This is a genomic window from Actinoplanes sp. NPDC051633 (genome assembly GCF_040681735.1).
Classification (GTDB): Bacteria; Actinomycetota; Actinomycetes; order Mycobacteriales; family Micromonosporaceae; genus Actinoplanes.
On record NZ_JBFAZH010000272.1, the window covers coordinates 1 to 7,830 of the forward strand.

General features: G+C 70.5%; 7 protein-coding genes. 3 read left to right on the forward strand and 4 right to left on the reverse strand.

Going from position 1 to position 7,830, the window contains the following annotated elements:
- A complete protein-coding gene (locus tag AB0M20_RS17270) occupies positions 1 to 3,213 on the forward strand; it encodes a TIR domain-containing protein (protein ID WP_364299150.1) in 3,213 nt (1,070 codons plus the stop codon).
- 51 nt (positions 3,214 to 3,264) lie between these two features.
- Here the strand turns inward: AB0M20_RS17270 and AB0M20_RS17275 are convergent, their stop codons facing one another.
- Both AB0M20_RS17275 and AB0M20_RS17280 read right to left on the reverse strand, forming a co-directional pair.
- The gene (locus tag AB0M20_RS17275) at positions 3,265 to 3,489 is read right to left on the reverse strand and encodes a hypothetical protein (RefSeq protein ID WP_364299152.1); all 225 of its coding nucleotides are present in this window, start codon (positions 3,487 to 3,489) and stop codon (positions 3,265 to 3,267) included.
- A gap of 78 nt (positions 3,490 to 3,567) precedes the next feature.
- Positions 3,568 to 4,122: a TetR/AcrR family transcriptional regulator gene (locus tag AB0M20_RS17280; protein WP_364299154.1), complete on the reverse strand. Its 555-nt coding sequence runs from the start codon at positions 4,120 to 4,122 to the stop codon at positions 3,568 to 3,570.
- A gap of 59 nt (positions 4,123 to 4,181) precedes the next feature.
- Here AB0M20_RS17280 and AB0M20_RS17285 point away from each other — a divergent pair, with 59 nt between their 5' ends.
- The gene (locus AB0M20_RS17285; RefSeq protein ID WP_364299156.1) at positions 4,182 to 4,589 is read left to right on the forward strand and encodes a hypothetical protein; all 408 of its coding nucleotides are present in this window, start codon (positions 4,182 to 4,184) and stop codon (positions 4,587 to 4,589) included.
- 17 nt (positions 4,590 to 4,606) lie between these two features.
- Here AB0M20_RS17285 and AB0M20_RS17290 read toward each other — a convergent pair whose 3' ends face one another.
- Both AB0M20_RS17290 and AB0M20_RS17295 read right to left on the reverse strand, forming a co-directional pair.
- A complete protein-coding gene (locus tag AB0M20_RS17290; RefSeq protein ID WP_364299158.1) occupies positions 4,607 to 5,392 on the reverse strand; it encodes a hypothetical protein in 786 nt (261 codons plus the stop codon).
- Positions 5,393 to 5,483: 91 nt separating this feature from the next.
- Complete coding sequence (locus AB0M20_RS17295; RefSeq protein WP_364299160.1) at positions 5,484 to 6,740, reverse strand: hypothetical protein; 1,257 nt, start codon at positions 6,738 to 6,740, stop codon at positions 5,484 to 5,486.
- Positions 6,741 to 7,000: 260 nt separating this feature from the next.
- Between AB0M20_RS17295 and AB0M20_RS17300 the strand changes: the two genes are divergently transcribed.
- Complete coding sequence (locus AB0M20_RS17300; RefSeq protein ID WP_364299162.1) at positions 7,001 to 7,786, forward strand: hypothetical protein; 786 nt, start codon at positions 7,001 to 7,003, stop codon at positions 7,784 to 7,786.
- The last annotated feature ends 44 nt before the right edge of the window (positions 7,787 to 7,830 follow it).

Consider the following 7,830-nt stretch of genomic DNA (forward strand, 5'->3'; position numbering starts at 1 on the left):
ATCTTCCGCGACCAGACCGGCCTTTCGGTCACCCCGCATTTGTGGACCTCCATTCAAAAGGCCCTGGACAATTCCGAGTATTTCGTCTTGATGGCCTCTCCCGAAGCCGCCCGCTCGCCGTGGGTGAACCGGGAGATCGAGCATTGGGTGGCCACCAAGCCGGCCGACCGGATCCTGCCGGTGGTCACCGACGGCGAGTGGCAGTGGGACCCGGTGAACAAGGACTTCCACGAGTCCTCCACCTCGGTGCCGCCGGCGCTGTGCGGGGTGTTCGCCGAGGAGCCGCTCTACCTTGACCTGCGGTGGGCCCGCCACGAGCAGCACCTGAGCCTGCGGCACTCCCGCTTCCGGGACGCGATCGCCCAGCTCGCGGCGCCGATGCACGGGGTGAGCAAGGACGACCTCGAGGGTGAGGACGTCCGGCAGCACCGCCGGGCCGGCCGGCTGCGGCTCGCGGCCGTGGCGGCGCTGGTGGTGCTGACCGTGCTGGCCTCGACGACCGGGATGGCCGCGGTGCGCAACGCCGCGCAGGCGAACGCGGCGGCGGTCGAGGCGCGAGCACAGGAGCAGGAGGCGTCGGTGCAGCGCGGCAGCGCGGCGAAGTTCGCCGACGACGCCCGCAAGCAGCAGACCAAGACCCGCGAGCAGGAGCAGCGGGCCGAGCGGGCGGCCGCCGACGCGGATCGGCTGGAGCAGACGGTCGCGGAGCAGAGGGGCCTGGCCGCGGACGCTTCGGCCGAGGTCAAGCGGCAGCTCGCCAAGGCATCCACGGCGGCGGCCCGCGCTCGGCAGCAGGAACGGCTGGCGCGGCGGCAGAGCGCGCTGGCGCGGGAGTCCGCGAAGGAGATGCGCCGGCAGCAGCAGCGGGCGAAGGAGCAGGAGAAGATCGCGCACGAGCAGCAGCGGCTGGCCGCCGAGGCCGGTGCGGACGCCGGCGCGCAGAAGAGGATCGCCGAGGAGCAGAGACGGCTCGCCGCCGATGCGGCGGAGCTTGCCCGCGAGCAGGAGAAGATCGCCAAGGAGCAGGAGAAGCAGGCGAAGGCCGCAAGTGCGGAGGCGGCCCGGCAGATGCGGGTCGCGATCGGCCGCCGCCTGGTCAACGAGGCTCAGGCGACCCTGGACGACGACCCGCAGCTGGCGTTGCGGCTCGGCATCGCCGCCCAGAAGGTGCACCCGCAGGTGGAGACGACCCGGGAGGTCGCCCACCTCGTCACCTCGACCCGGCACGTCGGCACGATCAACGACACCAGAGCGGTGGCCTACGGCCCCGGGAACCTCCTCGCGACGGTCAACAGAGACGCCACCCTGTCGCTCTGGAACACGACCGACCGGGCCCACGGGGTCCGGCTGTCCACGTTCGGCAAGATCGTCGAACGCGAGGACTCCGACTTCCACCTCCGCTTCGCCATGGACCTGAGCCCGGACGGCCGGACGCTCGCCCTGGTCGGGCCCGCCACGACAACCCTCTGGGACATCAGCGTTCCGGCCCGCCCGGAGCAGATCGCCACACTGCCCGGCGCCGGCCGCCAGTACTTCTCGGTCGCGTTCAGCCCGGACCGGCGCACTCTGGTGACCGGCGACCACCTCGAGAACATGGGGTACGGCACCCTGTGGGACATCTCCGATCGCCGGCGCCCGAAGGAGCTCCGCAGGCTGACCGGCAACCGCAACATGCCGGACACGAACTTCGTGTTCAGCCCGGACGGCCGGACGCTGGTCGCCGCCAACCAGGAGACGATCATCTGGGACATCGCCGACCGCACCCGACCGGTGCAGCGCGGCATGATCCCCAGCACCGAGGTCAGGTACGCGATGGCGTTCAGCCCCACCGAGAACGTGCTGGCCATCGGCAAGCAGAGGGACCTGGCACTCTACGACCTGACCGACCCGGCCAAGCCGAAGCTCACCCGGACGCTCTCCAAGGACGACCACAGCTACTTCGCCATGACGTACAGCGCGAACGGCCGTGTCCTGGCCGCCAGCAGCTCCAACGGGACGGCCACCCTGTGGGAGATCAACAAGGACCTGCAGCGGCTCCTCGGCACGGTGCCCGCGCACACGTCGGTGAACTCCGTGGCGTTGAGCCGTGACGGGCTGACCCTGGCGACCGCCGACAACGCCGGCACGGCCACGCTGTGGAACGTGGCGGAGTTCGGCACGCCGGGCCGCCGAGTGAGCATGCGCACCGGCTACAACTACGCGCCGGCCGTGCACCACAGCCGGGACGGCCGATCGATGACGGTCGTCGGCGACGACGGCATGGCGAGCTGGTGGGACGTCACCGATCCGGACCGGCCCGTCCTGCGCCAGAGGTCGCGCGTGCACGCCGCCGACAACATCGAGGCCGCGGTGATCAGCCCGGACGGCCGCACCGTCGTCGCCGGCGGGTACGACGGGATGGTGATGCTGGTCGATGTGTCCGACCCGTCCGCGCCGGCGCCGTTCGCGTCGACGTACCTGAAGGACTTCAACTCCCTCGCGCTCAGCCCGGACGGACACGTGCTCGCCATCGGCCACGGCGACCAGCGGATCCTGTGGGGTCTGACCGGCCACGCGCCGCCGAAGCCGATGGCCACGCTGACCATCGGCACCACCCTGTCGGGGCCGATGAAGTTCAGCCCCGACGGCCGCACGCTGGCCGTCACCACCGGCAAGACGGTGCGGTTGTGGGACGTCTCCAGGCCGAAGGCCGCGAAGCAGCTGTCGACCCTGGTCGGACACGGCTACTGGGTGTCGTCGCTGACCTTCGGCCCGGACGGCCATACCGTGGCGACGAGCAGCGAGGATCGAACGGCGATGCTGTGGGACGTCACCGATCCGGCCGGGCCGGTCCGGCTCTCCATCCTGGACGGTCATGCGCAAGGGGTCGGCGCCGTGGCGTTCAGCGCGGACGGCCGGACCCTGGCGACCGGCGACCACGGGTCCTGGGTGACGGTCTGGGACGTGGCCGAGCCGTCGAGCCCGATCGGGCTCGCCAAGATTCAGCTCAGGCTGGGCGACAATCCGGCAGATCTCGAGTTCGGCAGGGACGGGGCCGGACTGTACGCCGGGACCCGCACCTCGGAGGGATTCACCGTCGAGGTCCTCGGACTCGCGGAGCTGAACGGCATGCGCTCGGACCCGGCGAAGTTCGCCTGCACCCTGGTGGACGGCGGCCTAACGCGGGCGGAGTGGGCCCGCCACATCCCGCTGCCCTACGAGGCCACCTGCTGAAGCCGGGCCCGGGTGGGCACGGCGAACATCCCGCGCCCACCCGGGCGTGCGTCACTTCGCGATGCGGTTGAGCTCGGCGATCGCCTGGGCGGCCTTGACGTACTTGTTGTCGGCCAGGTCGCCGATGGTCTTGATGTTGAACGCCTTCTGCAGCGCCTCACCGTCCGCGTCGCTCACTCCGGAGAGTGCGGAGACGGGCGCGTCGGCCAGCTCGGCCAGTGAGCTCGACTCGTAGGCCTTGTCCAGAACGGCGTCGAGGTTCACGGAGATCGCCATAAGTGCGTTCCTCTCTCAGGGTCGATTGTCGGGAACCCACTTACCAATCGGGCACCGCCCTGAAACACTCGCCGGCCCCTACGACCGGTCCAGCAGCAGGTCAGCCGCGCGCGACAGGACCTGCGCCCGGGTCCGCCCGGCGTGGTCGGCGGCCAGGAAGTGCTCGCCGATCGCCACGCAGAAGGCCAGCAGGCTCCGCGCCTCGACCTCGTCGGGGTCGGCGCAGAAGGTGCCGATCAACTCGCGCAGCAGCCCCATCCGGCGGTTGTCCACCCGGCGCAGGCGCTCCGCGACCGCCTCGTCGCGCCGGGCCCAGTCGCGGACGGCGAGGTCGATCGGCAGCAGGCGGTCGTTGGAGAAGGTGAGCGCGCCGGCCCGCCGGATCTTGTCCTTCGGGTCGCCGCCCGCGCTCTCGATGCGCTCGAGCACGTCGTCGGTGCTCTCCCGCTCCCAGAGGTCGAGCATCGCGGTGAGCAGGGCGTCGCGGTCGGCGAAGAACCCGTAGAAGCCGCCTTTGGTCACGCCGAGCCGTTTGGCCAGCGCTTCGACGCGTACGGCGTCCGGTCCGCCGTCGGCCAGCGCCCGCAGCCCTTCCTCGATCCACCGATCTCGTGGCGTCCTCGTCACAGCCATTTTCTATACGCTCCCGTATAGTGCCCTTATATACGCCATCGTATACAGAGGGGATCCCGATGAACGACTACCATGACCGCTTCGAGCTGGCCACCGACGCCGTCGCCACACCCGAGCGCTGGGCCCGGGCCATGTTCGGTGACGTGCCGAGCCCGGGCGAGCGGTTCATCTGGCAGAGCATCCTGCACCTGCGGCTCAGCCGCCACGCGTCGCCGGACACCGTCGCCGGCTGGCGCGTGGCCGGCCGCGACGACGACGAGATCCGCCTCGTCGCGGCGTCCTGGTTCCTGAACGCCGCGCTGGTCGTGCGGGTGGTCGACGGCCGGGTGTCGCTGGACACCTTCGTCCACTACGACCGGCTCGTGGCTCGCGGCGTGTGGCCGGCGTGCGCACCCGTGCACCGTGCGCTCGTGCCCGGCGTGCTGCGCAACGCCGCGCGTCGGGTGATGGCCGGCAGCAGGGCTTGACCGCCCGGCGTGCCGGGTCAGTAGCCGAGCGCGGTGGCCGCCACCGCGCGCAGACGGGTGGCCTTGGCGGTCGGCACGAACAGGTTGGGCAGCTCGCGCGGCGAGGCGCGGAAGATGAGGGCGTAGAGGGTGGCCGCCTCGAGGTAGATCGCCTGCGCGCTCGGGTGCTTGCCGTCCGGCACGATCAGCGGGCCCGCGCCGCCGCGGCTCCGCACCGCCTCGAACTCGTCGCTGATCGGCGCGATCACGACCGGAAGGGCGAGCGACGCCAGGCCGTCCGCGAGGCGGGTGTATCCGGTGTTGATCGCGGCGAGGTACGCGGGGCGCGACGCGAAGAGGGCCGGCTTGACGATGGCCCAGTTCTTGAATAGCACGACGCGGCCGCGAGGCTTGAGCGCGCGCGTCAGCGCCGGGGCATAGATGCCGAGCAGGGTCGCCTCGGCCTGCGCCGGGTCTTTCGCCACCAGGGTGCTGAACTCCTGGAGCACGATCACGTCGTACCGGACGGAGCCGTCGAGGGCCCGCCGGGCCGGGCCCGTGTCCCAGCTCTTCCGCAGCGTGCTGCCGTACTTGATCACCTTGGTCACGTGGATGGTCCGGCCCGTCTCGCGGGCCAGCCGCCGCACCACGTCCGGGACGTCCTCGCCGGTGCGGGCCCGGGTGCCGATCAGGCTGTTGCCGACGAACAGCACGTCGAGCGCCGGGCCGGAGGTCGCCGCGACCACGCGGTTCGGGCCGCTGGCCACCAGGCCCGCGGCTGCCGTCACGCCCAGCACCAGAAGTGCGAGGAGCTTTTGCATCACGCCGTCATGGTGCGGCCCGGCACCGTCCGTCCGGCTCATCCGGTCGGCCAGTGTTGCTCCCGCTCAGGGAGGATTTGCCCCCTCCGGAGATCTACCCGCGGACCCTTGTGTAGGTGCTGGAACGATCTTGACCGCTGGCCGCCCGGTACGCCGGGAGCCCGGCCCGCTCGACGCCGTTCCAGTAGTACAGCTCCTGCCCGGCCGGCACCCGCCCCTGGTATCGGTTGTGGTCGAGAATGATCCGTGCGTTCCTGGCGGCACCGCCGACCGGGGCGACCCGGTAGATCAGCACGGCCTCGTCCGCCTTCGTGGAGACGATCGTGTTGTGCTTGATCGTCGTGTCGTGCACGTAGAACTGCAGGAGCAGTTCCGGCGACCCGTCGTTCAGCGTGTTGTTGCCGCGCAGCACGTTGTGGGTGACGGTGACGTCGAAGGCCTCACCGCGCTCCTCGTCGTATCCGCCGATCGCCAGGCCCGTATAGCGGCTGCGGGTCACCGTGTTGCCCACGACGGTGATGTCGTTGGTCTTTCCCTGCCCCCACTCCGAGGCGACCTCGATGCCGATGTCGGAGGCGTCCACCCGGTTGCCGAAGACCCTGATCGCCGTGCCGCCGTCGATGTAGATGCCGTCGGCACAGTTGCACCACGAGCCGTCCTCCCAATACGCCGGATTGCCCTCGCTGATGATGCGGGACACCCGGTTGAAGGCGATCGTGCCGTTACGCGCTCTATTCACATCGGTAAATCGCTGCGGTCCCGAGATGGTCTCCTCGTACCCGATCGCATCGATGCCGATGTTGTTGTTGTCGTGAATGTCGTTGTGGGTGACCGCCCAGCCGTTGACATTCCCGTTCACCACGAGCGTTTCACTGGCCCCGAGCAACAGATGGTCGAGCTCGTTGCCGGTGATGCGCAGCCCGGAGATCGCCCGGGCGGGGTTCGTGCCGTACACGGCGATCCCATGCGCGTTGATGTCGAAGCTGCCCAGGGTGCCGTTGTCGTTGCCGAGGTGGTGGATGTGGTTGCCGCTCAGCCGGATCGAGTGGCCCGCACCGGTCACAAAGATCCCGATCGGCACCGCGGCCAGCGACCTCGTCCGATAGCCGGTGATGGTCAGCCCCGACACGGCGACGTCCGAGCTGTTCCGGATCTCGACCATGCCGCTCTGGTCGGCGGGCACGGCCAGACCCGATCCATCGAGTACGGGCACAGCGCCGGCGGCGGCCCGGATGGTGATGTGCGAGCGACCCGAGATGACGATGCGCTGCCGGGCATAGCGGCCGCCGGCCAGCTGGACGGTGCCGCCGGACCGGCCGAGGCGCTGGACCGCGGCCTGCGGCGTCCGCAATGGAGAGTGTTTCGAACCGGAGCCGGCGTCGGAACCGTGCGGGGACACGTGGATGGTCCGCTGACCACTCGCCCTCGCCGCCGGCGCTGTTCCCGCCCCGGAAATCGCGACGAGGACCGCCGCCGCCGCACACGTGATGGCCGCACACTTAGTTCTCGGCATAGCGCGTACTATCACCCCACCCGAGAGACTAAGCAAACAAATGAGCATCCGGGAATGCGCGTTTTGGAAATTGCATCGAGGAAGTGGTGAGCGTGCGGGTGACAATCGCGACCGCGACCGCTCACGAAGAACGCGGCAATGAGGACTTCGCCGGAATCGTGCCCGGCGCGGCGGTGCTGGTGGACGGTGCGGGGATCGTCGGGACCGAGTCGATCTGCCGGCACGGCGTGGCCTGGTACGCGACCCGGCTCGGCGGCGAGTTGCTGGGGCTGCTGTCCCTGTCCCCCGGGCCGAGCCTGACCGCGCTGCTCGGCGAGGCCATCCGGCGCGTGACCGGCAGCCACCGCGACACCTGCGATGTCGCCGACCGGAGCAGCCCGTCCGCGACCGTCGCCGTCGTCCGCATCGCCGGGGACCGCGCCGACCACCTCCTGCTCGGCGACACGGTGATCGTCCTCGACGGACCGGGCGGGCCGGTGACCGTCGACGACCGGCGCGAGCCCGACCTCCGCCGGCCCTACCAGGCGAGGCTGGATGCCGCGGCGCCGGAGGATCGCGAGCGGGTGCTGGCCGAGGTCGTCGACGGATTCCGCGCCCACCGCAACCAGCCGGGCGGCTTCTGGGTGGCCAAGGACGACCCACTGGCCGCGGACGAGGCGATCACCGGCAGTCGACCGGCCTCCGACCTGACGCGCATCGTCCTGCTGAGCAACGGCGCCAGCCGGTTCGTCGACCTGCTCGGGCTGGCGGACTGGCCGGGAATGCTGTCCGAGCTGACCACGTCCGGCCCGGACGAGATCATCCGTCGGGTGCGGGCAGCGGAGGCGCGAGAGGGCGTCACCCCCGACGATGCGACCGTGATCGACTGGCAACGCCAGCCGTAGCTCGCTGTCACGCTACGCAGCCATAACGACGCGAAGAAGGGGGC

Bases quoted from the DNA above. Each gene is read 5' to 3' on its own strand.
- AB0M20_RS17275 (WP_364299152.1), bottom strand. From the start codon at position 3,489: ATGGCGATCTCCGTGAACCTCGACGCCGTTCTGGACAAGGCCTACGAG.
- AB0M20_RS17280 (WP_364299154.1), bottom strand. From the start codon at position 4,122: ATGGCTGTGACGAGGACGCCACGAGATCGGTGGATCGAGGAAGGGCTG.
- AB0M20_RS17285 (WP_364299156.1), top strand. From the start codon at position 4,182: ATGAACGACTACCATGACCGCTTCGAGCTGGCCACCGACGCCGTCGCC.